Source organism: Paenibacillus sp. sgz302190, from assembly GCF_059820445.1.
The window spans coordinates 24,508-48,628 of sequence record NZ_JBZYAO010000028.1 but is presented as its reverse complement, the minus strand read 5'-3'; the positions used below and the strand labels follow the sequence as shown (position 1 = coordinate 48,628).

The window sequence follows — 24,121 nt, the reverse complement described above, 5'->3', positions numbered from 1 at the left end:
AAAAGTCCAGTTCCCGCGAGGGAAACTGGACTTTTGCTTGTATGTGCTGGGATTACGCTTGAGCCGAAAGAGCGTTCAGCTTTTTAGCCAGACGGGACTTCTTGCGGTTAGCGGCATTTTTATGGATTAAACCTTTAGAAGCTGCTTTGTCCAATTTCTTAGAAGCATTGATCAGCGCTTCTTTGGCAGTTTCTACATTATTGCTAGCAGCAGTGGTTTCGAAAGCTTTCACAGCGGTGCGCAGAGCGGACCTTTGGGAAGCGTTGCGAAGACGGCGCTTTTCGCTAACTTTTACTCGTTTGATAGCGGATTTAATGTTTGGCATGAAATTCACCTCCTACTTCACAAAACACGTTCAACGATACATTTTCATGTTTGCTGACAACTTTAAGTATTCTACCATGCTAAATCTGAAAATGCAATAGCTGGTATTGTTCAATGAGCTTTCTTTTTTGCATAACGGCCGCGTCTTCGTCGCACAATAATTTTACTTGCCGACAGAGAAGAGGGAGAGCATTCACTATGGACTTAAACATTTACTCATCGCATACCGACCTGGCTCTGGACGCCAGAGACATGGCGCAAGCAGCGCGACAGGGGCAAAATATTCCGGGCATTGAAACGGAGTCCGAACGGGAGAACGGAATCAGAGTGACGAAGATTCACGTCATGGACGAGCAGGGCTCGCAAGCGCTCGGCAAACTTCCCGGTCATTACATAACGATCGAAGTGCCTGCGCTGCGGCAAAAGGACAGCGATCTTCAGGACCGGGTTGCGACCAAGTTCGCCCAGGAATTCGAGCGCTTCCTGAAAGATATCGGGATCGCTGCGGACGCCAAAGCGCTGATCATCGGTCTCGGCAACTGGAATGTTACGCCCGATGCGCTGGGGCCGCTCGTTGTGGAGAATGTGATGGTGACCCGCCATTATTTTGAGCTTTACCCGAACGACGTAACGCCCGGCTACCGGGCTGTGAGCGCCGTGGCCCCCGGCGTACTTGGCACTACGGGCATTGAAAGCGGCGATATCGTACAGGGAATTGTCGACAGATCCCGTCCGGACGTCATTATCGCCATCGATGCGCTCGCTTCGCGGTCGCTGGAGCGGGTGAATACGACGATCCAGATCGCCGACACCGGCATACATCCGGGTTCGGGCATCGGGAATAAGCGCAAAGGGCTGACGAAAGAGGTGCTGGGCGTTCCCGTAATCGCGATCGGCGTGCCGACCGTCGTCTACGCTTCGACGATCGTGAACAACACCTTCGATATGATGCGCAAACACTTTGGCGAGCGGACGAGCAACACCGGGCAAATTCTCGGGCTGCTCGACGGGATGCAGGAGGAAGAGAGACTGATGCTCGTCAGAGAGGTGCTCAATCCGGTCGGTCACGACCTGCTCGTAACGCCAAAGGAGATCGACGAGTTCATCGAGGACATCGCCAACATCATCGCCAGCGGCCTTAACGCCGCGCTGCACGACGCGGTCAGCGCCGAGAACGTCTCGGCTTACACGCATTAAAGGCATATGCTTTTTTACGGGAGCTCCTGAACAGGGGTTCTTTCTATTTTGTCTATCAAAAATTTTCTATCGTCTCGGGTTCTACGCGGGCAGGCCTGTTTCATAGATTAAAGTAAGATAGATTAGGAGGAATCGCTGTGATGAAATGGACATCCGCCACACTCAATCTTAGCCGCATCCGTAAAACGTACCAGAGCGCCAACACGCTGGGGAGAACTTTTTTCCTGCTCGGCCTGGCCACCCTAGCCATTTTCGTTCTCATAGGGCTCGGAAGCTACCTGCAATCGCGGGTGATGACCGCCTCCCCCGTCTCATCCATGAAAGGACTTGCCGCATCGGTTACCAATCAGTTTTTTATCGACATGCTGGGCATGGAAGTGCCGCATCTGAACAAAAACAACAAAAAATTTACGTTTTCCCAACATAACGTATTCAATTTCGCTTTTCGCCTCGTGACCGATATTAATCCGCATGATCCGAAAAGCTTGATGGCCCGCGAGCTGCCGGGCATGGATACGGACAGAACGACGGTGCTGGTCGCGGGCAGCGCGGCCAATCCCAGCGAGCCGTTCCATGCGAACCCGCCTGCCGATGTTTTTGCAAAGGCAGAACAGACGTCGCTTCCCGCCGCCCCTGATGCGTCAACGGCTCCAAGCCCTATGCCGACTGCAGTTTCCGGTGCCACGCCGCCGAAATTGGCAGGCAAAAATGTCGCTTTTGTTTATCAAACGCACAGCAACGAATCGTTCCTGCCCGAGCTCAAGGGCATTACAGACCCTGACGAAGCCTACAGCGACAAGATCGGCGTCATTAACGTCGGCAGTCGGCTGGCGCAAAACCTGGAAAAAGACGGCATCGGCGCGGTCCACTCGGATACCGTTTATCCGAACACGGTGAAAGGTTTCAAGTACCCGTACTCTTATAAATATTCGCTGAAAACGCTGCAGGAAGCAGCGGCCGCGCATCCGGACCTGCAATATTTTTTCGACATTCACCGCGACTCGGCCGTCCGCAAAAATACGACGGTCACGATCGACGGGAAAGACTACGCTCAGGTTTACTTTATTATCGGCGGCAAAAACCCGGAATGGAAAAAGAACGAAGAGTTCGCAAACGCTATCCATCAGGCGCTGGAATCGAAGCATCCGGGAATATCGAAGGGCATCCATGCGAAGGAAGCCAACGAAGGCAACGGCCTGTACAACCAGAACTTCTCGCCGAGCAGCATCCTGATCGAGGTCGGCGGACCTTACAATACGCTTGAAGAGTGCTACCGGACAACCGACTGGCTGGCGGGCGCCATATCGGAAGTCATTCTGAACGCGAAAAAAGTGGACGCCCCGGCGCCGAAACCATTATGAGCCGCTTGGGCCGGAGGGAAGGGGACGATGAGGATGAAACATTTTTACCTGAAAGTGGCGCTGCTGGGACTGCTGCTGTTGTTCTGCATCTTGTTCGGGGTTAGCCTGGCCACCAACGGCGTCGAACAGATCCAGGGGCCGCTGACGCTCGCCACGGCAAACGTGCAGGAGGCCGCGGCCAAGCCGAAGGAGAAGGCGGCCGTTCCTTCGCCAAGTCCAGCCCCGGCCAAGGCGGACAGCGGCGCGAAAGCGAAAACGTCGGCCGCCAACGCCAAGGAAAGCCCGGCGAAGGACAAGGAGCAGGCCGATCCCGTCGCCGACCACGACAACGCGCTGAACCGCGTCGGCAACAAGCTCGGCGACCTGCTGCAAATCACCGCCCACCACGGGATCAAGGCGTTCGTTTCGCTATTCGACGGCGTGCTCGGCAAAGGGGAAGGGAAACAAAGCTGAAGTGGCTTCGCACCGCGTGCAGCTAGCTCCCAGCGCGTGGTGTTGCGCTGCATGACGGCGGGTAGGCCGACCGCTNGTGCTCGGCAAAGGGGAAGGGAAACAAAGCTGAAGTGGCTTCGCACCGCGTGCAGCTAGCTCCCAGCGCGTGGTGTTGCGCTGCATGACGGCGGGTAGGCCGACCGCTCCGCCGTCATCCCGCGGCCGGGCCGTCCGCAAAAACCTGCGATGCGTGCAAACCTGTGGTGTGTGCAAAACCTGTGATGCGTGCCGAACCTGTGGTATGTGCAAAACCTGGGATGTGTGCCGAACCTGTGGTATGTACAGAACCTGGGAACCTATGGTATGTGTAAAACCTGCGATGTGTGCGGAACCTATGGTATGTGTAAAACCTGCGATGTGTGCGGAACCTGTGGTATGTGCAAAACTTGCGATGTGTGCCGAACCTGTGGTATGTGTAAAACCTGCGATGTGTGCGGAACCTGTGGTATGTGCAAAACCTGCAATGTGTGCGGAACCTGTGGTATGTGCAAAACCTGTGAAAATCAGGCTGCTCCCGAACTCCATACGCCAGAGTCCAGTTGTACAATCTGCCTGGTTGCGCGAAGAAAACCTGCAAAAGTACAGTTTTTGCTCGGTTGATACGCTGGAGACGAAAAATTCCTGCGAAAGTGCAGGCTTTTTGCCAAGAACATGGGCTCAGATTCATTTTCGTTGAAAATTCCTGCACAATTGCAGGCTTTTCACCAAAATGAAATACTTTTACAGAAAAAAACTGCACTTTCGCAGGTTTTCTCCCTGCCAAGCCACCCGTATCCCCATTTCAGCACCGCAACCCGTGCAAGAGAGGCGTGGGTTGGGAAGAGCGTTAACTCGCCACTTTATCAACAATCTACGTGTTTATACAGATGAGCTCTTTCTAATGTGCATTATTTCAAAAATATGGAAAATGCAGATTTTGGCTAGCAGATAATGCTTGTTAGGAAAAATTCCTGTAAATCTACAGTTTTTTCAGTTAACATGCTGCTCTCGACTCCCACTGACGGATAGTTCCCGCACAATCGCAGGCTCTTCTCAAAAACGGGCTATTTCCTGGGCAAAAGTCTGTACAATCGGGTACAATCGCAGGTTTTCTACATGATGGCGGGATACACACGCACGATGCCGGAGGTACTGACGCAGGTTAGCGGCGGTGTGCACACATGCTACCATCGATGTTCACGCATGCCGATGAAACACACTCATGTGCCCGACAATACGTACGCAAGCAACTGTTTATGCTCACGCACGATGTAGGCGATACGCGGGCGGCAGGCTCCGAAAGGCGGAGTTTTTCCGCAGTATTCTAGCAGCACATTGCTGTACATTCCCACAACTGCTATAATGAAAATTATTTGCATGTTGGGGGTTAGTCGTAAGAATGACGGACATTCGGGCCAGACAAAAGAAAATTCGCAACTTTTCGATCATTGCACATATCGACCATGGAAAGTCGACGCTTGCCGACCGGATATTGGAATATACAGGCGCGCTCTCCTCGAGGGAAATGCAGGAGCAGGTGCTCGACCAGATGGATCTGGAGCGGGAACGCGGCATTACGATCAAGCTGCAGGCGGTGCGGCTCAGCTACCGCGCGGATGACGGCGAGGAATATATCCTTAACCTGATCGATACGCCGGGACACGTCGATTTTACATACGAGGTGTCCCGTAGTTTGGCGGCCTGCGAAGGGGCGCTGCTTGTCGTGGACGCCGCGCAGGGCATCGAAGCGCAAACGCTCGCCAACGTGTATCTGGCGCTCGACAACAATCTCGAAATCTTGCCTGTTATTAATAAAATCGATTTGCCAAGCGCCGATCCGGAAAAAGTGAAGCAGGAAATCGAGGACGTGATCGGACTTGACGCCAGCGAAGCGGTGCTCGCCTCCGCGAAAGCCGGTATCGGCATCAAGGAAATTCTCGAGCAGGTGTGCCAAAAAGTTCCGGCTCCGCAGGGCGACCCGGACAATCCGCTGAAGGCGCTGATTTTCGACTCGCATTACGATGCCTACAAAGGCGTAATCGTGTACGTGAGGGTTGTGGACGGCTCGATCAGGGCCGGTTCCAAAATCAAGATGATGGCGACGAACAAAACGTTCGAGGTCATCGAGGTAGGCGCGTTCAAGCCGCGCATGTCCATCGTCGACTCGCTCGACGTGGGCGACGTAGGCTTTATCGTAGCCGGCATCAAAAACGTAGGCGACACGCGCGTCGGGGATACCGTGACGGAAGCGGGCCGGCCTGCGCTCGAGCCGCTGCCGGGTTATCGCCGCATCAACCCGATGGTCTTTTGCGGATTGTATCCGATCGAAACGTCGGATTACAACGATCTGCGCGAGGCGCTGCAAAAGCTGGAGCTGAACGACGCTTCGCTGCGCTTCGAGCCGGAAACATCCTCGGCGCTCGGATTCGGCTTCCGCTGCGGCTTTCTGGGCCTGCTGCACATGGAAATTATCCAGGAGCGGATCGAGCGGGAATTCAACATTCCGCTCATTACGACCGCGCCGAGCGTAATTTACCGCATCACGCTGACCAACGGCGAAGTGATGGACATCGACAACCCGTCCAACTACCCGGATCAGCAGCGCATCGACTTCGTCGAGGAGCCTTACGTGAAAGCTTCCGTCATCGTTCCCAATGATTATGTCGGAACCATTATGGAGCTTTGCCAGGGCAAGCGCGGCGAATACCTGAACATGGAATATTTGGATGCCAACCGCGTCACGTTGACCTATGACATCCCGCTGTCGGAAATCGTCTACGATTTCTTCGACCAGCTGAAATCCAGAACGAAAGGCTATGCGTCGTTCGACTACGAGCTCACCGGCTACAAAAAATCCAGTCTTGTGAAGATGGACATTTTGCTGAACGGCGAGCAGGTTGACGCGCTATCCTTTATCGTGCATCGCGACGGCGCCTACAACCGCGGCAAAATCATCTGCGACAAGCTCAAGGAGCTGATCCCGCGACAAATGTTCGAGGTGCCGATTCAAGCGGCGATCGGACAAAAAATTGTCGCCCGCGAAACCGTGAAGGCGATGCGCAAAAACGTTCTCGCCAAATGTTACGGCGGCGACATTTCCCGGAAAAGAAAGCTGCTGGAGAAGCAGAAGGAAGGGAAAAAGCGCATGAAGCAGGTCGGCAGCGTCGAAGTGCCGCAGGAAGCGTTCATGGCCGTATTGAAAATCGACGAGTAAAAGATGATAAGCCGGGGACAGCTGCGAACTGTCCCTTGGCTTTTTTCGCAAAGAAAAGAAAGGAACGGTTGCGATGCAAGTCATTCAAAAAGCCCAAGCGGCCCCGGCGGCCGTTTATATTCATATCCCTTTTTGCACGAACAAATGCCATTATTGCGACTTCAATTCTTATGTGCTGAAAGGCCAGCCGGTCATGGAGTATCTCGACGCCCTGGAGCGGGAGATGGAGCAGACGGTGCAGCGGCAGCCGATCGGCAGGGTAGAGACGATTTTCGTCGGCGGGGGCACTCCGACCGTCCTGCTGCCCGATCAGATGGAACGTTTTCTGCGCATGGTGCGCACTTATTTTCCCGCAGACAGCGGCGAGGTCGAGTTCACGATGGAAGCGAACCCCGGCACGACGGACGAAGACAAGCTGGCTGTCATGAAAGAAGGCGGCGTCAACCGCATCAGCTTCGGCGTGCAGTCCTTCAACAACGATCTGCTCGCGGCAATCGGGCGGATTCATAATACGGACGACGTCTACCGCAGCCTGGACAACGCGAAAAAGCTGGGCTTCCGCAATTTGTCCATCGACCTGATGTTCGGCTTGCCGAAGCAAACGGTGGAGATCATGCAGGCAACGCTAAAAGAGGCGCTGGCGCTAAATTTGCAGCACTATTCGATCTACAGCCTCAAAGTGGAGGAAAATACATTGTTCCACACGCTGTACCACAAAAATCAGCTTCCGCTGCCGAGCGAAGAGGAAGAAGTGGACATGTACTTGCTGATTATGCAAACATTGACGGAGGCCGGTTACGGACAGTACGAGATCAGCAATTTTGCCAAGCCGGGCTACGAAAGCAAGCACAATTCAATGTACTGGCGCAACCGCAGCTATTACGGTCTCGGTGCAGGCGCGCACGGATATATGAACGGGCAAAGGCACGTCAATGTGAAAGGCATCCAGCCTTACATCGACGCAACCCGAACGGGCCTGCCGATTATGGAACAGTTCGAGGTGACGCGGCAGGAAGCGATGGAAGACTTCATGATGGTCGGACTCCGCATGATGGAGGGTGTAACAAACACCGATTTCACCAGCCAGTTCGGCGTGACGATCGAATCCGAGTTCGGCCCGACGCTGGATAAATGGCTCCAGCGCAAACTGCTGGAACAAACGGCAGACGGATACCGCCTGTCAAAGGAAGGCATCCTGCTGGGCAATGAGGTTTTTGGCTCTTTCTTGTCGTAGCAGTGGGTACGGGGGAAGCGCGTCACGCCGCCAGGCGCTAAGACCGCTTCCCTCATCACTCTAGCTGAAAGCGTGTACCTGAAAGGTACGAAAGCGATCCAACCGCTCCCGAAGCTCACAAACGCAGACGTTCCTCTTTCCCGCAAATCGCCGTCGTCCAGGGGACGGAACCCCTGGGGTCTCCCTTTCAGGGAGATTTAGAGGGTGCCTTGCCTAGATTTAGAGGGTAAAAAAAGTCTTGTGCAAATATACGAATTACTGTATATTTATACATAAATCCACGGGCGCTCCGCGGTGCAGCCGCTTCCTCGCGCCGGCGTGGGTTTTATGTATTTTTCGTGTGTGAATGGTGGGATATAGGATGACGACGACAGTTACGGTGAGAAAAGCTTCTATAGAGGATATAGAAAAGCTTTACGATATTATACAAGGGTATGCGAAGCAGGGAATCATGCTCCCAAGAACGAGGCAGATGCTTGAAGAACAGATCGAGACGTTCGTCGTGGCGGAATTTGACGGCAAGCTGATCGGCTGCGGCTCCTTGACCAGACTAGGCCCCGATCTGGTGGAGATTCGCTCGCTCGGCATTACGCAAGGTTACAAGGGACAAGGCATCGGCGGCAAATTGGTCGATTTTCTCGTAGAAGAGGCGCGGAACCAGCACATCGTAAAAGTGATGGCTTTGACCTACGAGGTCGCTTTTTTTCAAAAAAACGGCTTTACCGTCGTGCCAAAGGAAATTTTTCCGGAGAAGGTATGGAAGGATTGCATTCATTGCAAAAAGCAGTACTGCTGCGATGAAATCGCCGTGCTGAAACGATTGGATTGACTTGACAACAGACCTTAGGGTCTGTTATTTTTGTATTAGGATTTAGCACTCACTCAGCAAGAGTGCTAACGACATCGAGAGTGCGATTAGCAGGGAGGGGTTTGGATGTTATCTGAGCGTCAACGAATGATTTTGAGTACGATCATTGATGATTATGTTCGCTCGGCAGAGCCGATCGGATCGCGGAGCATTTCCAAGCGGGGGAACGTCGGGTTCAGTCCGGCTACGATCCGCAATGAAATGTCGGATCTGGAGGAAATGGGCTTTTTGGAGCAGCCTCATACATCGGCAGGACGTATTCCCTCTCACAAAGGCTATCGCTACTATGTCGACCATCTGCTTCAGCAAGGTACGCTGAACGCGCATGAGCTTGATGCGATGAAGCTGGTATTCGCCCAACGCATCCAGGAGATGGAGGATGTCATCCAGCACGTTGCGGGCATGCTGTCCAGCCTTACCAATTACACATCCATCGTTCTTGGACCCGAGGTGTTCAGCACGACGCTCAAGCATCTTCAAATCGTGCCGCTTACCGATACGACGGCGGTAGCTATTATCGTCACGAATACGGGACATGTCGAGAACAAGACCGTCACGATTCCCGACGGGGTTCCGATGTCGGAAATCGAGAAAGTCGTTAACCTTTTGAACGCCAGGCTGAAAGATGTGCCGCTGCTGCAATTCAAGTCCAAGCTATATAATGAAATTTCCACAGAGCTGAGCAAATATGTGAATGGCTACGAGGAGCTGCTTTCCGTTGTGGAGAGCGTGCTTCAGAACGATGAGAAGGACCGCGTTTTTCTAAGCGGCATGACCAATATGTTGATCCAGCCCGAGTTCAAGGACGTCGATAAGGTGAAAAGCATTCTCGACCTGCTCGAAGAAGCGCCGACCTTGATCAAGTTGTTTGCGCCGTCGAGCGGGGGCATTGAAGTCAAGATCGGCACCGAGAACAGCCTTGAAGCGATTAACGATTGCAGCTTGATTACCGCGTCTTACTCGATTGGCGACAAGCCGATCGGCACGATCGGCATTTTGGGGCCTACCCGGATGGAGTACGGCAGGGTCATTAATTTGCTCAACCATTTATCCAGACACCTTGAAGTTGTACTGGGCCGATGGTACGGTAAATAAGATGCTAACGTTTGAAAGAAGGTGCCTGCAGGGATGAGTGGAAACAAGCAGGTCCACAGCGATGGGGAAGACCGCTACTCCACGCTCATGAACAATGCGTCGGCCGTTCGGGCCATATGTTCGGCTGTCGAAGGCACATTAGGCCCCAAAGGGCTGGATACGATGCTCGTAGGGGCGCATGGGGAAGTCATTATTACGAATGACGGCGTGACGATCCTGGAGAAAATGGATGTTACGCATCCCGCGGCCAGGCTGATGATCCAGGTCGCCCAGAGCCAGCAAAAGCAAATCGGCGACGGGACGACGACAGCGACCGTGCTCGCCGGCGCTTTGGTCAGCGAAGGCGTCGCGCAAGTGACGCGCGGCGTACCGGTCGCCAAAGTCGTGAGCGGCATGCAGCACGGCATCGAGCTGGCCGTCCGCAGCTTTCGCGAGCGGCGCAGGGAAATATCCGGACTCGGCGACGCCGCACTCGTCCGGATCGCCTATACGGCAGGCCGCGAACAGGCTGATTTGGCCAGACTGATCGTGGACGCCGCGGAGGCGGTCGGCGAGGCAAAGCTGCGCGATGAAGGCTACTGTTTCGCCGATAGCGTGCTGGCGCATGAAGATGCGGGAAGCGAAGTGTGGCCCGGCATCGTCTTGAGTCAAAAGCCGATGAACGTGCATATGGATACAGAATTAAGAGATATATCCGTTCTCGTGCTCCAGGACGCTTTGGAGCCGGAGGCGGTCAGCGAGGAATCGCTGGTGACCGAAGCGGGCTATCAGCGGTACATGTCGCTGAGAGAGCAGTTCCGCAGCAGCCTGGACCTGCTGCCGGAACTCGGGGTCGGCCTGATCGCGGCCGACCGGGGGGTGGACCCGGAGGCGGAGCAGTTTTGCTCCGACCACGGCATTCTCGTGCTGCAGCGGCTGTCCCGCAGGGACCTGCAGCAGCTGAGCGAGCACACCGGCGCCCGGCCGGTGAGGCGCACGGCGCTGCGCAAGAGCGCACGCGAGCTTGAGGCCGCGCTCGGCCGCGCAGGCTACGCCGCGTACGACGAGCGGCTTGCGCGCGTGCGCGTCGGCCGCGGCGGCGGCGAGCAGCGCGTGACGGTCGTCGTCGGCGCGGCGACGCGCGAAGCCGCCCGAGAGCGCGCGCGTATCGCGAAGGACGCCGCCTCGGCCGTCCAAGCCGCCGTGCGCGGCGGGTACTTGCCCGGCGGCGGCGCCGCGGAGCTGGCGGTCGCGCGCGATCTGGAGCGCCGCCGCGAGACGATGCGCGGCATGGAGGCGTTCGGCGTTGACGCGGTAGCGGGAGCGCTGCGCAAGCCGCTGTCGCAGATTGTCGTCAACGCGGGCTACAACCCGCTGGAGAAGGTCGAGGAGCTGAAGGCGGCGCAAATTGCGCGCGATTCCGACAGTCTCGGCATCGACTGCGACAGCGGCCAGGTGACGGATTTCATCGCGGCGGGCGTCGTCGACCCCGCGGAAGTGAAAATCCACGCGCTGCAAGCAGCCGGAGAAGTAGCTGCGGCGGTGCTGCGCATTCATACCGTAATCAAAATGAAACAGCCTTTTGAAGAGGCTTGAAGATGGGTACACTTACGGTAAGAAGCAGTTTTTTAAGGAGGTGAAGGACATTGAGTACAGGAGAGAAGCAAGCAGAGCAGGAAGTGAATGCTACATACGCAGCCGAAGAAGCGCAAAACGGCCAACAGGAAGAAGCGGTAGAGCAGGGAGCTTCGGCAGAAGCTGCCGAACAGCCTGATGAGTTGGCACAGCTGCGTGTGCAAGCCGAAGAAAACTATCAACGGTTTTTACGCGTTCAAGCAGACTTCGATAATTTCCGCCGCCGTGCAAGAACGGAGAAAGAAGATTTTGCGAAGTACGCTTCGCTTAAATTAATCGAACAACTGCTGCCGGTAGTTGATAACTTCGAGCGCGCGCTTTCTTCAAGCAAGGAAACGAAAGATTTTGACTCGCTGGTAAAAGGATTGGAAATGACTTTCCGCCAAATCGACCAAGTGCTTGCCCAAGAAGGCTTACAGCCGATTGAATCGGTCGGACAACCGTTTAACCCGGAATTCCATCAGGCGGTTATGCAAGTTGAATCCGATGAGCACGAGGAAGGCATCGTTGTGGAGGAACTGCAAAAAGGCTATATGCTGAAAGAAAAAGTCATCCGTCCGGCGATGGTTAAAGTTAGCGTGTAATCGATCTTATTCTTCGATTCGAATAGATGGCAGTATGACAAAGCATGAATACAATCAAAGGAGGCAACTCTCATGAGTAAAGTAATTGGTATTGACTTAGGTACGACAAACTCTTGCGTAGCCGTAATGGAAGGCGGAGAGGCTGTCGTCATCCCTAACGCCGAAGGAAACCGTACAACCCCGTCGGTCGTTGGCTTCAAAAAAGACGGAGAACGGGTAGTGGGTGAAACGGCGAAACGCCAGGCGATCACGAATCCGGACAAAACGGTTATTTCCATCAAGCGCCATATGGGTACCAACCATAAGGAAATCATCGACGGCAAAGAATTCACGCCGCAGGAAATTTCCGCGATCATTCTGCAAAAGCTGAAAGCTGATGCGGAAGCCTATCTGGGCTCGACTGTAACTCAAGCGGTTATTACGGTGCCTGCTTATTTCAACGACAGCCAGCGCCAAGCGACTAAAGACGCCGGTAAAATCGCAGGTCTTGAAGTTCTGCGTATCGTCAACGAACCTACGGCGGCGGCGCTTGCTTACGGTTTGGAAAAAACGGAAGATCAAACGATTCTCGTGTACGATCTTGGCGGCGGTACGTTTGACGTATCCATCCTGGAGCTTGGCGACGGCTTCTTCGAAGTAAAAGCGACCAGCGGGGACAACCGTCTGGGCGGCGACGATTTTGACCAAGTCATCATCGATTACCTCGTAGCCGAGTTCAAAAAAGAGCAGGGCATCGACCTGAGCAAAGACAAAGCGGCAGTACAACGTTTGAAAGATGCGGCTGAGAAAGCGAAAAAAGAACTTTCCGGCGTTCTGACCACGACGATTTCCCTTCCGTTCATTACGGTAGTCGACGGCGTGCCTCAGCACTTGGAGTTGAACTTGACCCGCGCGAAATTCGAAGAACTTTCTGCGCCGCTTGTCGAAAGAACGCTTGGACCGACTCGCCAGGCGCTTAGCGATTCGGGCTTGACTTCAAGCGGCATCGATAAAGTCGTTCTCGTCGGCGGCTCCACCCGTATTCCAGCGGTCGTCGAAGCAATCAAAAAACTGATCGGCAAAGAGCCTCATAAAGGCGTGAACCCGGATGAAGTCGTTGCTCTCGGCGCAGCCGTTCAGGCCGGCGTATTGACCGGTGACGTTAAAGACGTCGTTCTTCTGGACGTTACTCCGCTGTCCCTCGGCATCGAGACGGCAGGCGGCGTGTTCACGAAAATGATCGACCGCAATACGACGATTCCGACGACAAAATCGCAGGTGTTCTCCACTTACGCGGACAGCCAGACGAGCGTAGAAATTCACGTTCTCCAAGGCGAGCGCTCGATGGCGACGGACAACAAAACGCTGGGCCGCTTCATGCTTGGCGATATTCCTCCGGCTCCGCGCGGCATTCCACAAATCGAAGTCAGCTTCGATATCGATGCCAACGGTATCGTGAACGTATCGGCGCTCGATAAAGGAACAGGAAAAAGCCAAAAAATTACGATCACTTCCTCCAGCGGCTTGAGCGATGAAGAAGTGGAAAAAATGATGAAAGACGCGGAAGCGCACGCGGAAGAAGACCGCAAGCGCAAAGAGCTGGTCGAAGCCCGCAACCAGGCGGACCAACTCGTATACTCCGTGGACAAAACGATCAAAGACCTCGGCGACAAAGTAGACCAGGGCGAAATCGACAAAGCGAACGCTGCGAAAGAAAAAGTAACGGCGGCGCTCTCCGGCAACGATCTGGAAGAGATCAAGAAGGCGACCGAAGAGCTGACGGAAATTATTCAACAGCTTTCCGTGAAGCTGTATGAGCAAGCGGCAGCGAATCAGGGAGCGGCCGAAGGCGGCGCGGCGGCAGGTGCAGGCGAGAACGCCAAAGCACGCGATAATGTGGTTGATGCCGACTATGAAGTCGTAGACGACAAGAAGTAAGATGGACGGGTGAAGTCAAAGCCGGCTGGGGAGCTCCAGCGGCTTTGACTTTCCGTTTGTAGTCTTGAACATGGGAGTGGAACGATGAGCAAACGCGATTATTATGAGGTGCTTGGGGTAGAGAAGGATGCTTCGACAGAAGACATCAAGAAGGCCTACCGTAAAGCGGCCCGTCAATATCACCCTGACGTCAATAAATCTCCGGACGCCGAGGATAAGTTCAAAGAAGCCAAGGAAGCCTACGATGTTCTAAGCGACGATCAGAAAAAAGCGCAGTACGACCGTTTCGGCCACGTTGATCCGAATCAGGGCATGGGCGGTATGGGCGGCGCCGACTTTGGCGGCTTCGGCGATATTTTCGATATGTTTTTTGGCGGCGGCGGAGGAGGCAGACGCAATCCGAACGCACCGCAGCGGGGCAACGATCTGCAGTATACGATGACGATCGAATTCAAGGAAGCGGTGTTCGGCAAAGAAACGGACATCCATATTCCGCGTACGGAAACGTGCGACACTTGCCACGGTTCCGGCGCCAAAGCGGGCACGAAGCCGGAGACGTGCGGCGTATGTCACGGCAGCGGGCAGCAGGAGGTTGTACAAAATACGGCGTTCGGCCGGATCGTCAACCGACGGGTGTGCTCCGCTTGTAACGGGCAGGGCCGCATCATTAAAGACAAGTGCGGTACGTGCCACGGCTCGGGCAAAGTGAAGAAGCAGCGCACGATTCATATCAAAATTCCTGCGGGCGTAGACGACGGCGCGCAGCTGCGCGTTACCGGCGAAGGGGAGTCCGGCACCCGCGGCGGCCCGTCCGGCGATCTTTACGTGGTGATCCGTGTGAAATCCCACGAATTTTTCGAGCGCGAAGGCGACGACATCTACTGCGAGGTGCCGCTCACGTTCATGCAGGCGGCGCTCGGCGACGAGATCGAAATTCCGACCTTGACCGAGAAGGTCAAGCTGAAAATTCCCGCCGGGACGCAGACCGACACCCATTTCCGCCTCAAAGGAAAAGGGGTCCCGCGCTTGCGCGGCTACGGCCAGGGCGACCAGCACGTGAAAGTCGTCGTCGTCACGCCGACGAACTTGAGCGAGGAGCAGAAGGACCTGCTGCGCCAATTCGGCAAGCAGAGCGGCGAACTTACGCACGAGCAGAGCGAGTCGATTTTCGAACGCATGAAAAGAGCCTTTTTGGGCGATTAAACAAAAAAAGCACTCCGCTAGCGGATGCGACGGCCGGGAAGTTCAGCCGAAGCGTCGCTTAAGCGGAGTGCTTTTTTTAGTCAGCCGAAGGCTGCCGTCCCCGGCGGCGCTGCCGAAGCGGCCTGCCAGGTCTGTCAGCTCCGTCAGGCCCGTCGGCCCGCGAAAACTGCGAAAACCGAGTGTCGGACGAGAAAGTCGCGACACTTTGACAGGGCTGGCAGCCGGAGGGGGGCTTGACTATGAGCACAGCCAATCGGCAGACTTCGCGCTCGGGCGAGCGACGTGACCGCAGCCATAGCTGCTGGCTTCGCCCGCCCGTGAGCTTAAAAAGCCTGCGAAAGTGCAGGCTTTTTCTGTGCATGAGGCCCATTTTGGGGAAAAGCCTGCAATTGTGCAGGAATTCCCGACAAAATGGGCCTACAGCTCGTACAGCAGCTAAAAAACCTGCACATTTGCAGGAATTTTCAGCTGCTGAGCGTATTCATGTGCAAAAACCTGCACTTTTGCAGGCTTTCTCCGCGTTGCCAGGCAGATGTGCTTATCTCCGGGCACGCGAGTTTTTCAACAGCCTGACATTTGCAGGAGTATCTCGCCCCAGGTGCACCACGAGTAATGGTCGACCGACCGCCGTTATGCGGCGAAACACCGCGCGCTGGGAGCTGCGCGCGGTGCGATTCTGTGCGGTGCCATCCACGGCGGCGTGGGAGTTTCGCAGGCTTTTCACGTGCTAGTGACGGAGACGAGTCAATCGAGCGTTCTTGAGCCGCCCGCCCGCTTGGTTTAGCGGACGGCTTCTTCCGCGCGGTCGATTTTTATCGGATCGGATATAGGTTCGATATGAATGTGAACGTGTTCCACCCGATGTTTGTCCTTCATCCGGCGTTCGATCACTTCTGTGATCGTATGGCTTTCTTTGACGCTCAGCTTTTCGTCCACCAGAATCGTTACGTCCAGCAGAATGAATGCGCCGTGCGCTCTTGCCTTTATGTCTTTGACGGTCTGGACGCCGGCAATTTTTTTAATCGTTTTGGCGAAATCGGCCAGCTGCTTTTCATCGAACCCGTCGGATAAGGAGTGGATCGCTTCGCGGAAAATATCGACCGCCGTCTTTATGATGATGACGCCGACGATCGTCGCGGTCAAAGGATCAAGCCAGCCGAGCCCGAACTGCGAACCGACGATGCCGACGAAGGCGCCGAAGCTGACGAACGCGTCGGAGCGGTTATCCTGGGCGGCGGCCATAACGGCGCTGCTGTTCGTCCGCTTGGCCAGCTTGAAGTTGTACGCGTACACGCCGAACATGAAGATGCCGGAAGCGAGCGCGGTCCAGGCGGATATCATGCCCGGAACCGGGGGCGAGTCCGCAAAGCACGATTTGATGGCGCTGACCAGCACTTCGATGCCGACGATGGCCATAATAAAAGACGCGATCAGCGTGGAGATCGTTTCCGCGCGGAAATGTCCGTATTTATGGTTTTGATCAGGGGGCTTTCGCGATATTTTCAGCCCGATCAGCACGGCCACCGATGCGACGATGTCCGTCGTATTGTTCAATCCGTCCGCTTGAAGCGCTTCGGAATTTGCATAATAGCCGACAGCCAGCTTGCAAGCCGATAAAAAGACATAGGCCCCAATGCTCAGCCATGCCCCTTTTTCCCCCTCTTGCAAACTATTGTAAATATCCATAACTTCAATCTCCCCCACAATTTAATGACTCACTCATCATAAAGGATGCCGATCGTGTGGGTCTAGAGAAACAGTCTTGGCGGCTGCGAAATTCATTCACATGGTAAAATACTTTTTGGACAGCTAAACAAAGTTGGCCGGATCAAACTTTGCCACACGTTTGGCGGTTGTACCGGGCAGGACGGTGATTTTTTTCATTGTTGGCGGTTCGTAAACGGCTTGTCAGCGGATCGCTCACAGCGAGAACCGGACGGCACCCATGCTTGTTTTTACATTCTCTTAATCTTTGATAAAACTTTTAATGCTGTGAAAACATAGAGTTGAACCTCCTAAAATCAACGGGGATTATGCTGAAGAAGTTGAAATACATTTTTGGAGGGAATTCATTTGAAAAAGGGCTTGAAACAAATCATCGGTTCCACCTTAACGCTCTCCCTGGTTTCCATCAGCGTCTACGGTTCCGCATTTGCGGCTGATACGGCTGCTCCGGCCAAAACGCAGGAAGCGACAGCTCCAGCATCGCCATCCAAAAACTTGATCGTGCTGATCGGCGATGGCATGGGTCCGGCTGAGGTAACGGCCGCACGGTATTATTCCAAAAAGTTTTTAAATAAAGACCGTTTGGAACTTGACGGCGGCTACTATGTCGGCAAAGCCACTACATACTCGGTTGCAGGCCCTTACACGTCGGAATCCGGAGCGGTAACGGACTCGGCTGCGGCAGGAACTGCATTTTCCACCGGCAACAAAACATACAACAACGCGATCAGCGTATCGAACGGCGATGTGGCGAAACCTTTTGCTTCCGTGATCGAAGCGGCTATGAAGCAGGGCAAAGCAACCGGACTTGTTACGACAGATAGCATTACAGGCGCTACGCCGGCAGTTTGGGCTTCCCATGTGCGCCAGCGCAGCAACCAAAACGCGATTGCCAGCCAATATTTGAACAGCGGCGTGAACGTATTGTTCGGCGGCGGCAAAGTGAACTTCGTGACGAAGGATGAAAAAGGCAAGCGGACGGACAAAAATATTATTCCTGATTTCGAAGCCAAGGGCTACAAAACGGCTTTCGACAAAAAAGGTCTGGACGCCATTCCGGCAACGGCGGGCAAAGCGCTCGGTGTTTTTGCTCCGGTTGAAATCCCTTACGTGCTTGACCGCGACACTGCGACGACGCCTGACCTGCCGGAAATGGCTAAAAAAGCGATCGATATTCTTTCCCAAAACAAAAACGGCTTTGTGCTCATGGTAGAAGCGGGACGTATCGACCATGCCGGACATGCAAACGACCTTCCTGCCAACATTCAGGAAATGCTTGAAATGGACGCAACTTTCAAAGCGCTTGTCGACTTTGCGAAAAAAGACGGCAACACTTCGGTTGTCGTTACGGCTGACCATGAAACCGGCGGATTGTCGCTGGCGATCAACAACGTGTATGAGTTGAACGTGGATTTGTTCAATAAAGAGAAGCATTCCTACGAGTATTTGGACGGCCTGCTCAAAAAAGCGGAAACTGCCGACGATATCCGTAAAATCGTTGCCGACAACACAGGCTTCACGGATCTGTCGGACGATGAAGTAGCGCTGATCCTTAAAGGCGACGGTTCTTCTTACGGTCGTGCCGGAGGTTACAACGCAGTCGTTTCGAAACGTCTTGCTGTAGGTTGGACTGGTCATGGACATACTGGCGTAGACGTTGGCGTATGGGCTTACGGTCCGATCGCTTCGCTCGTCAAAGGCGACGTGGACAATACCGATATCGCGAAAAGCGGAGCGAAAGTAATCGGTGCGGATCTGACTGCAGCAACGAAAGAACTGCAAGACAAATATCTGTACCCGCTGTTCAAAGTTACCCGCGACAACCAAACGCTGTTCGTGGCAAAATCGCTTGCCGAAGAGCTGGGCATTACTGTCGCATGGGATGAAGCTACCAAAACAATAACATTAACAAAAGACAGCAAAAAATATTCCGTCCTCGCAGCGACTGGCGAAATTTCGGAAAACGGCGCAAGCATCGGCCTTTCGGGCAATGTCGACAACGGCAAGCTGTACCTGCCGCTTGACGTATTCAACAAGCTGACAGGCAAAAGCTATACGTGGGACGCTTTCAACGAGCGCATCGTGAAAAACTAAGATTTCCGCAAGACAGGAAAGGAGCGGACAGGGGGAAGTTAGGGCCTCTGTCCTCTTTCTTTTGTATCGCAAACGAAATCAAGCTTAAGGGGTGAACCGAATGATCGAGATGAAGGAAGTAAGCAAACATTTTACGGCAGGCGGTACCCGATATCCTGTTTTGCAGGTGAAGCATTGGCAGGTAACCCAGGGGGAGCGCATCGCATTGATCGGTCCGAGCGGAAGCGGGAAGAGCACGCTGCTCCATCTGCTCAGCGGCGTTATGGCGCCGGATGACGGCGAAATTACGATAGACGGCGAGCCGATTCATTCGTTTTCCGAATCGAAGCGCGATCAGTTCAGAGCCCGGAAGGTCGGCTACGTTTTTCAGGACTTTCACCTGATCTCATCGTTATCCATCAAGCAAAATGTCGAGCTGATCGTTCCGAAGGAGTGGAGCGCCAACCAGCGGCGCGAGCAGCTTGACGCATGGTTTGAACGGGTGGGGCTGCAAGACCGCCGGCACCATCTGCCTTCCCAGCTGTCCCGCGGGCAGCAGCAGCGGGCTGCGATCGTAAGAGCTTTGGCGGCCAAGCCGGCGCTCGTGCTGGCCGACGAGCCGACCGGCAGTCTGGATTGGGAGACGGCGCGCGATATTATGTCACTGCTGCTTGACATATGCGGCTCGGAGAAGCTGACTTTGCTGACCGTGACCCATGATCTGCATTTGGCGGAGCTGTTTCCGAAGCGGGTTCACATTCACGAGTTGAATCAACTTCATAGAGGAGAAGCGGTATGAGCCTGTTTTCATTGCTTTGGAGCAATATTATACATCGTAAAATGCTGTCGCTTCTGACGGTATTGTCCGTGGCGATCACCGTAGCGCTGATCGTTTTCCTGCTGCTGTGCAGCGCCGGCGTGGAACAGGGAGCCGAGAAGGGATACGGTCCTTTCGAAGTGACGATCGGAGCAAAGGGCAGCGCCTCCCAGCTGGCTTTGAACACGTATTATCATATCGGCGCTCCGACGGGAAATGTCCCGTTTTCTTTGCTGGAGGACGTTCGTAAAGACGGGCAAGTGGACACCGCGTTTGCCATGACGACCGGGGATAACTACAACGGTTTCCCGATCGTCGGGATGGAACAGGGTTATTTTACGACCCGATACGGCGACAAGCAAATGGCTTCCGGCAGACTGTACGGCAAGCTGGGCGAAGCCGTGATCGGATCGCATGCCGCGCAAGCGATGAATCTCCGCGTAGGCGATAAGTTTCAAGGCGCGCATGGCTTGATCCAGGGAGAAGCGGACCATGATGAGGACGGTGGGGAAGAGCACGATCATCACAGTTTTTCCTACACGGTTGTCGGCATTTTGCCGCCTTTAATGACATCGGACGACAGGGCGGTTTTCACGACGCTGGATTACGCCTGGGCCGTGCATCACACGGAGTCCGCCGAGCATAAGGAAATCACCGCAATACTCGTCAAGCCCAAAACGCTGCTCGGCGCGCAAAATATCAAAACCAAATACGGGCAAATGAGCAACATACAGGCCGTATATACAAGCAAAGCGGTCGCGGATGTAGTGAATGTAGTGGACAAAGGGACGCAGGCGCTTAGCGTCGTAACCGTGATCTGCGTCCTGCTGGCCGCAGTTTCGATTTTGCTTTCGCTGATTGCTGCGGTCAACGAGCGGAGAAAAGACGTCGGTCTGCTTCGGCTTATTGGCAAGTCCAGACAGTTTATTTGGAGCTCGCTTATCGGCGAAGGCTTGCTGCTGACGGCGATCGGCCTGGTGCTCGGGCTCGTGATCGGCCATGTCGGCGGTTACATCAGCCGCGATGCCGTATTTGAATTCACAGGACTGCAAATTCAATCCTGGAATCTGCTTCCAGGGGAATGGCTGCTTGCAGCCGGCGCTTTGCTGATCGGCGTTTTGGCTTCCGCCGGTCCGGCGCTGCAAGCTTACCGTGTCGATCCCCTGCAGCTTTTCAGGTCGTGAGGTGATCGCTATGAAAATGAAAAAATCAGTTATCGCATTGAGCTTGCTCACGATGGTTGCGGCAGGCTGCGGACAAAAAAACGCGCAGCCTGCGGGCGAATCGTTTGCCAGCGGCGCTGAGGCAGCCGCCGGAGGAAACAGCGCAGCCTTCATACCGGCGGCTTCCTCGCCGACGCCGACGCTGTCGCCAGCGGCTACGGCGGCGGCGCCGGCGGAAACCGCGGCTGCCGCATCGCCTGCGGCGCCGTCGGCTTCGCCAAGCGCAGCGCCCGCGGCCTCGCCGGCGCCGACGCCCGCGCCGCCGGCCTCCGAGCCGAAGCAGGAAGCCGCTCCCAGCGAGGCTCCCAAGCAGGCGGGCACAGCGTCCAACGAAATCAATTGGTCGCAGTTTTTTGACAACGACAAGCAGGACCGGCCGTCGGAGCATTTTTGGGACATGAACGGCAAAACGGTGCAAATCAAAGGGTTTATGGGCGAAGTGCTGTCTTTTGAGAAGCACTGGTTTCTGCTCATTCCGAAGCCTGGGGCGGAGTGTCCTTTCGATAACGGCGACGAAACGTACTGGAATAAAATTATGATTGTCTACGTGCCTGACGATGTGAAGCTGCGGTATACGTCCGGACCGCTGCTAATTACAGGGAAGCTGGACGTAGGAGTTAAGCTGGACGAATCCGGTTATAAAACGATGTTTCGTTTGTACAATGCCTCTTTCGAAAAGATCAAGGAGTAGCTGCGTTTGAGCGCGGCCAGGGATCGTTCCGAGCATAATAACGTTTTTGCCTGCGAACAATAAAACGGGATAATATCTTGGAGCGATCAGGAGGCTGAAGCGATGAACGACAACAAACGGCAATCGGAAACAAGCAGCTTGCCCGTTGCGAAAAATGAAGACGTTGAATTCTCGGCCGAGCAGGCCGACGCAGACGACGTAGAAGCTGTGGAACGGGCAGAAGCGGCGGATTACAGACAGGAACATTCGTAATGGCGGAGAAAAACATTTTGGCTTATTTCCGCTCGGAGGAACAGGCTAACGCCGTTCAGGCGAAGCTTAAAGCGCTGCGGGCCATCGACGTACAGGTCGATCAATTCGGCCGCTATCCGGGCTACGGGCTGCTCTCCGTGCACAATCCGTATGCGGGAGACTTCGGCAGCCTGGGACGGCTGACACAAGCCGCCGATATTTCTACGCCGGATGAAGGAATTTTGATTGCCGCCGATCCGGCTGCGAGCGGAATGAGCGACGGGGGCGGAGGCGGCGTGACGGGATTTAATTTTATCGTGGCGGCCGTAGTCGACGATGCCGTTTACGAGCAATCGCTGCGCGTCATCGAATCCGCGGGAGGACTGGTTTAAAACAAAAACATCTGCTTGACGGGCGCTGCGGCGCACGCAGGCGGATGTTTTTTGCTTTTTGAAAGGCGTTATTTTACCCGGAAGGCGAAGTATAGTACAATAGTCATTATGAATTTTAGGCAACTTGACAGGAGGAGCAGTACACATGCGTTGGCACGAAATTACCGTACATACGACGGAAGAAGCAATAGAAATGATTTCGAACTTTATTCACGAACTCGGCGCCGGGGGCGTATCTATTGAGGAATCCGGCACGTTGAACAAACAAAGGGATACTTCGCTCGGACAGTGGTACGAACTGCCGCTGAACGACATTCCGGAAGGAAGAGCGGTGATCAAAGGATATTTTGCTCAAGGGACGGAGATGGATGCGATTCTGGAGCAGCTGCGGGCTTCGGTCGAACAGCTTCGCGAATACGACATCGATACCGGAAACCCGTCTTACGAAATGCGCGAAGTCGACGACGAAGATTGGGCGAACGCCTGGAAGCAGTATTTCAAGCCGATTCGCGTATCGGACCGCTTGACGATCAAGCCGACCTGGGAAGAGTATGCAGGCGGACCGGACGAGCTTATCCTGGAGCTTGACCCCGGAATGGCGTTCGGCACCGGCACGCATGCGACGACTGCGCTCTGCCTGAGAACGCTGGAGAAAGTCGTGCAGCCCGGCGACGACGTGATCGACGTAGGAACCGGCTCGGGCATTTTATCCATTGCCGCCGCCAAATTGGGCGCGAGACATGTGCTCGCCGTCGATTTGGACCCCGTTGCGGTGTCAAGCGCAACCGAAAATGCGAAGCTGAACAGGCTTGAGAACGATATAACCGTCAAGCTGAGCGATTTGCTGGGCGTGCTCAAAGCAAGCGAAACCGGCGCTTCTTCCGAGCTGGGGGTTGCGATTCCGGTGCAAGTTGTGGTCGCGAACATTTTGGCGGAAATTATTTTGCTGTTCGTTGGCGATGTATACGAGGTGCTTCAGCCTGGCGGCTATTACGTAGCTTCGGGCATCATTACAAGCAAGGAAGCGGATGTGGAGAAAGCGCTGGTCGCTGCGGGCTTTGCGATCGTAGATAAAAGCTACGATTCCGATTGGGTAGTGATTACGGCGAGAAAGCTGTAGGTGCGTCATACATGGGAGGATTATTGTTTTATAATTGGGACGTGCTGCCGTTCGTCATTTTAGTATTGATTTTATCTTTTACGCTTCATGAATTCGCGCATGCGTACAGCGCTTATAAACTGGGGGATTCGACGGCTTATCAATTCGGCAGAGTTACGCTGAATCCGATGGCGCATCTGGATTTGTTCGGCACGATCATGCTGCTGATCGCCGGGTTCGGCTGGGCCAAGCCCGTGCCGGTCAACCGCGGGAATTTCAAAAATCCCCGTCTGATGGGCATTATCGTGACGGCCGCCGGGCCGCTCAGCAATTTGATTTTAGTATTTATCGCTTACGCCCTGCTGAATTTTGCCGGGTATTATCACTGGTTTGACGGTCTATCCGGAGGAACCCAGAAAGCGATCGTGATCTTTTTGAATCTGATGGTCAGCATTAATTTAACGCTATTCCTGTTCAACCTGATCCCGATTCCGCCGCTGGACGGCTACCGGATCATTCAGGATTTGGTCAATTTGCGATACAGCGAAGGTTTGCAAAAGCTTGAGCAATGGGCCTACATTATTTTCCTTTTGGTCGTATTTATCAGACCGCTGAGGCAGGTTACGCTTGATCCTTACCTCGGTTTGGGAGATCATATTCTTAGGCTGTTCGAATACCCGATCGCGTGGATGCTAGGCATTTGAGTAAAAAGCCGCCTGTAGATTTTCCGCTCGAAAACAGGTATGATGGTGTGTGGACGTTTCATTAGAAAAATGAATTTAATGCAG

General features: G+C 54.4%; 21 protein-coding genes. 19 read left to right on the top strand and 2 right to left on the bottom strand.

The genetic code is table 11. The annotated features are described in order from the left end of the window. Positions 1-52 precede the first annotated feature (52 nt). Positions 53-325 carry a 30S ribosomal protein S20 gene (gene rpsT, locus AC6RNO_RS25445; RefSeq protein ID WP_474683425.1) on the bottom strand — a complete coding sequence of 91 codons (273 nt, stop codon included), beginning with the start codon at positions 323-325 and terminating at the stop codon, positions 53-55. A gap of 197 nt (positions 326-522) precedes the next feature. Here rpsT and gpr point away from each other — a divergent pair, with 197 nt between their 5' ends. From gpr to dnaJ, 11 genes are all read left to right on the top strand, one after another. Beyond that, positions 523-1,521 carry a GPR endopeptidase gene (gene gpr, locus AC6RNO_RS25440; protein WP_474683426.1) on the top strand — a complete coding sequence of 333 codons (999 nt, stop codon included), beginning with the start codon at positions 523-525 and terminating at the stop codon, positions 1,519-1,521. 140 nt (positions 1,522-1,661) lie between these two features. After that, on the top strand, positions 1,662-2,882 hold the full coding sequence (spoIIP, locus tag AC6RNO_RS25435) for a stage II sporulation protein P (protein WP_497107212.1): 1,221 nt from the start codon (positions 1,662-1,664) through the stop codon (positions 2,880-2,882). Between the two features lie 33 nt (positions 2,883-2,915). Then, entirely contained in the window at positions 2,916-3,335 is a 420-nt protein-coding gene (locus AC6RNO_RS25430) for a DUF3679 domain-containing protein (protein WP_497107177.1), read from the top strand. Positions 3,336-4,752: 1,417 nt separating this feature from the next. Continuing rightward, positions 4,753-6,567, top strand: a complete 1,815-nt coding sequence (lepA, locus tag AC6RNO_RS25425; RefSeq protein WP_474683428.1) for a translation elongation factor 4 — start codon at positions 4,753-4,755, stop codon at positions 6,565-6,567. Between the two features lie 73 nt (positions 6,568-6,640). Then, positions 6,641-7,801: a radical SAM family heme chaperone HemW gene (gene hemW / locus AC6RNO_RS25420; RefSeq protein WP_497107176.1), complete on the top strand. Its 1,161-nt coding sequence runs from the start codon at positions 6,641-6,643 to the stop codon at positions 7,799-7,801. Between the two features lie 361 nt (positions 7,802-8,162). Then, positions 8,163-8,630: an N-acetyltransferase gene (locus AC6RNO_RS25415; RefSeq protein WP_474683430.1), complete on the top strand. Its 468-nt coding sequence runs from the start codon at positions 8,163-8,165 to the stop codon at positions 8,628-8,630. A gap of 105 nt (positions 8,631-8,735) precedes the next feature. Then, positions 8,736-9,764 (top strand): heat-inducible transcriptional repressor HrcA, encoded by a 1,029-nt coding sequence (hrcA, locus tag AC6RNO_RS25410; RefSeq protein ID WP_474683431.1) that lies wholly within the window; start codon positions 8,736-8,738, stop codon positions 9,762-9,764. Between the two features lie 33 nt (positions 9,765-9,797). Beyond that, positions 9,798-11,339 carry a TCP-1/cpn60 chaperonin family protein gene (locus AC6RNO_RS25405; RefSeq protein ID WP_497107175.1) on the top strand — a complete coding sequence of 514 codons (1,542 nt, stop codon included), beginning with the start codon at positions 9,798-9,800 and terminating at the stop codon, positions 11,337-11,339. Positions 11,340-11,389: 50 nt separating this feature from the next. Then, positions 11,390-11,962 carry a nucleotide exchange factor GrpE gene (grpE, locus tag AC6RNO_RS25400; protein WP_474683433.1) on the top strand — a complete coding sequence of 191 codons (573 nt, stop codon included), beginning with the start codon at positions 11,390-11,392 and terminating at the stop codon, positions 11,960-11,962. Between the two features lie 72 nt (positions 11,963-12,034). Next, positions 12,035-13,879, top strand: coding sequence for a molecular chaperone DnaK (gene dnaK, locus AC6RNO_RS25395; RefSeq protein ID WP_497107174.1), 1,845 nt, complete (start codon positions 12,035-12,037; stop codon positions 13,877-13,879). Positions 13,880-13,963: 84 nt separating this feature from the next. Then, on the top strand, positions 13,964-15,082 hold the full coding sequence (dnaJ, locus tag AC6RNO_RS25390; RefSeq protein WP_497107173.1) for a molecular chaperone DnaJ: 1,119 nt from the start codon (positions 13,964-13,966) through the stop codon (positions 15,080-15,082). Positions 15,083-15,862: 780 nt separating this feature from the next. Here dnaJ and AC6RNO_RS25385 read toward each other — a convergent pair. Beyond that, complete coding sequence (locus tag AC6RNO_RS25385) at positions 15,863-16,768, bottom strand: cation diffusion facilitator family transporter (protein ID WP_497107172.1); 906 nt, start codon at positions 16,766-16,768, stop codon at positions 15,863-15,865. A gap of 387 nt (positions 16,769-17,155) precedes the next feature. On the opposite strand from AC6RNO_RS25385, the gene AC6RNO_RS25380 reads away from it, so the two are divergent. The 8 genes from AC6RNO_RS25380 (at position 17,156) to AC6RNO_RS25345 (ending at position 24,037) form a co-directional block, all read left to right on the top strand. After that, positions 17,156-18,901 carry an alkaline phosphatase gene (locus tag AC6RNO_RS25380; protein ID WP_497107171.1) on the top strand — a complete coding sequence of 582 codons (1,746 nt, stop codon included), beginning with the start codon at positions 17,156-17,158 and terminating at the stop codon, positions 18,899-18,901. A gap of 100 nt (positions 18,902-19,001) precedes the next feature. Further along, positions 19,002-19,679 carry an ATP-binding cassette domain-containing protein gene (locus AC6RNO_RS25375; RefSeq protein ID WP_497107170.1) on the top strand — a complete coding sequence of 226 codons (678 nt, stop codon included), beginning with the start codon at positions 19,002-19,004 and terminating at the stop codon, positions 19,677-19,679. Beyond that, positions 19,676-20,881 (top strand): FtsX-like permease family protein, encoded by a 1,206-nt coding sequence (locus AC6RNO_RS25370; protein ID WP_497107169.1) that lies wholly within the window; start codon positions 19,676-19,678, stop codon positions 20,879-20,881. The genes AC6RNO_RS25375 and AC6RNO_RS25370 overlap by 4 nt, the downstream gene beginning before the upstream one ends. A gap of 16 nt (positions 20,882-20,897) precedes the next feature. Further along, on the top strand, positions 20,898-21,611 hold the full coding sequence (locus AC6RNO_RS25365) for a hypothetical protein (RefSeq protein WP_497107168.1): 714 nt from the start codon (positions 20,898-20,900) through the stop codon (positions 21,609-21,611). Positions 21,612-21,713: 102 nt separating this feature from the next. Continuing rightward, positions 21,714-21,863, top strand: a complete 150-nt coding sequence (locus tag AC6RNO_RS25360; protein ID WP_474683441.1) for a YfhD family protein — start codon at positions 21,714-21,716, stop codon at positions 21,861-21,863. Then, positions 21,863-22,234 carry a hypothetical protein gene (locus AC6RNO_RS25355; protein WP_474683442.1) on the top strand — a complete coding sequence of 124 codons (372 nt, stop codon included), beginning with the start codon at positions 21,863-21,865 and terminating at the stop codon, positions 22,232-22,234. Before AC6RNO_RS25360 ends, AC6RNO_RS25355 begins: the two co-directional genes overlap by 1 nt. Before the next feature lie 145 nt (positions 22,235-22,379). Further along, positions 22,380-23,354, top strand: a complete 975-nt coding sequence (gene prmA / locus AC6RNO_RS25350) for a 50S ribosomal protein L11 methyltransferase (RefSeq protein WP_474683443.1) — start codon at positions 22,380-22,382, stop codon at positions 23,352-23,354. 11 nt (positions 23,355-23,365) lie between these two features. Continuing rightward, positions 23,366-24,037: a site-2 protease family protein gene (locus AC6RNO_RS25345; protein ID WP_497107167.1), complete on the top strand. Its 672-nt coding sequence runs from the start codon at positions 23,366-23,368 to the stop codon at positions 24,035-24,037. Positions 24,038-24,121: the final 84 nt, after the last annotated feature.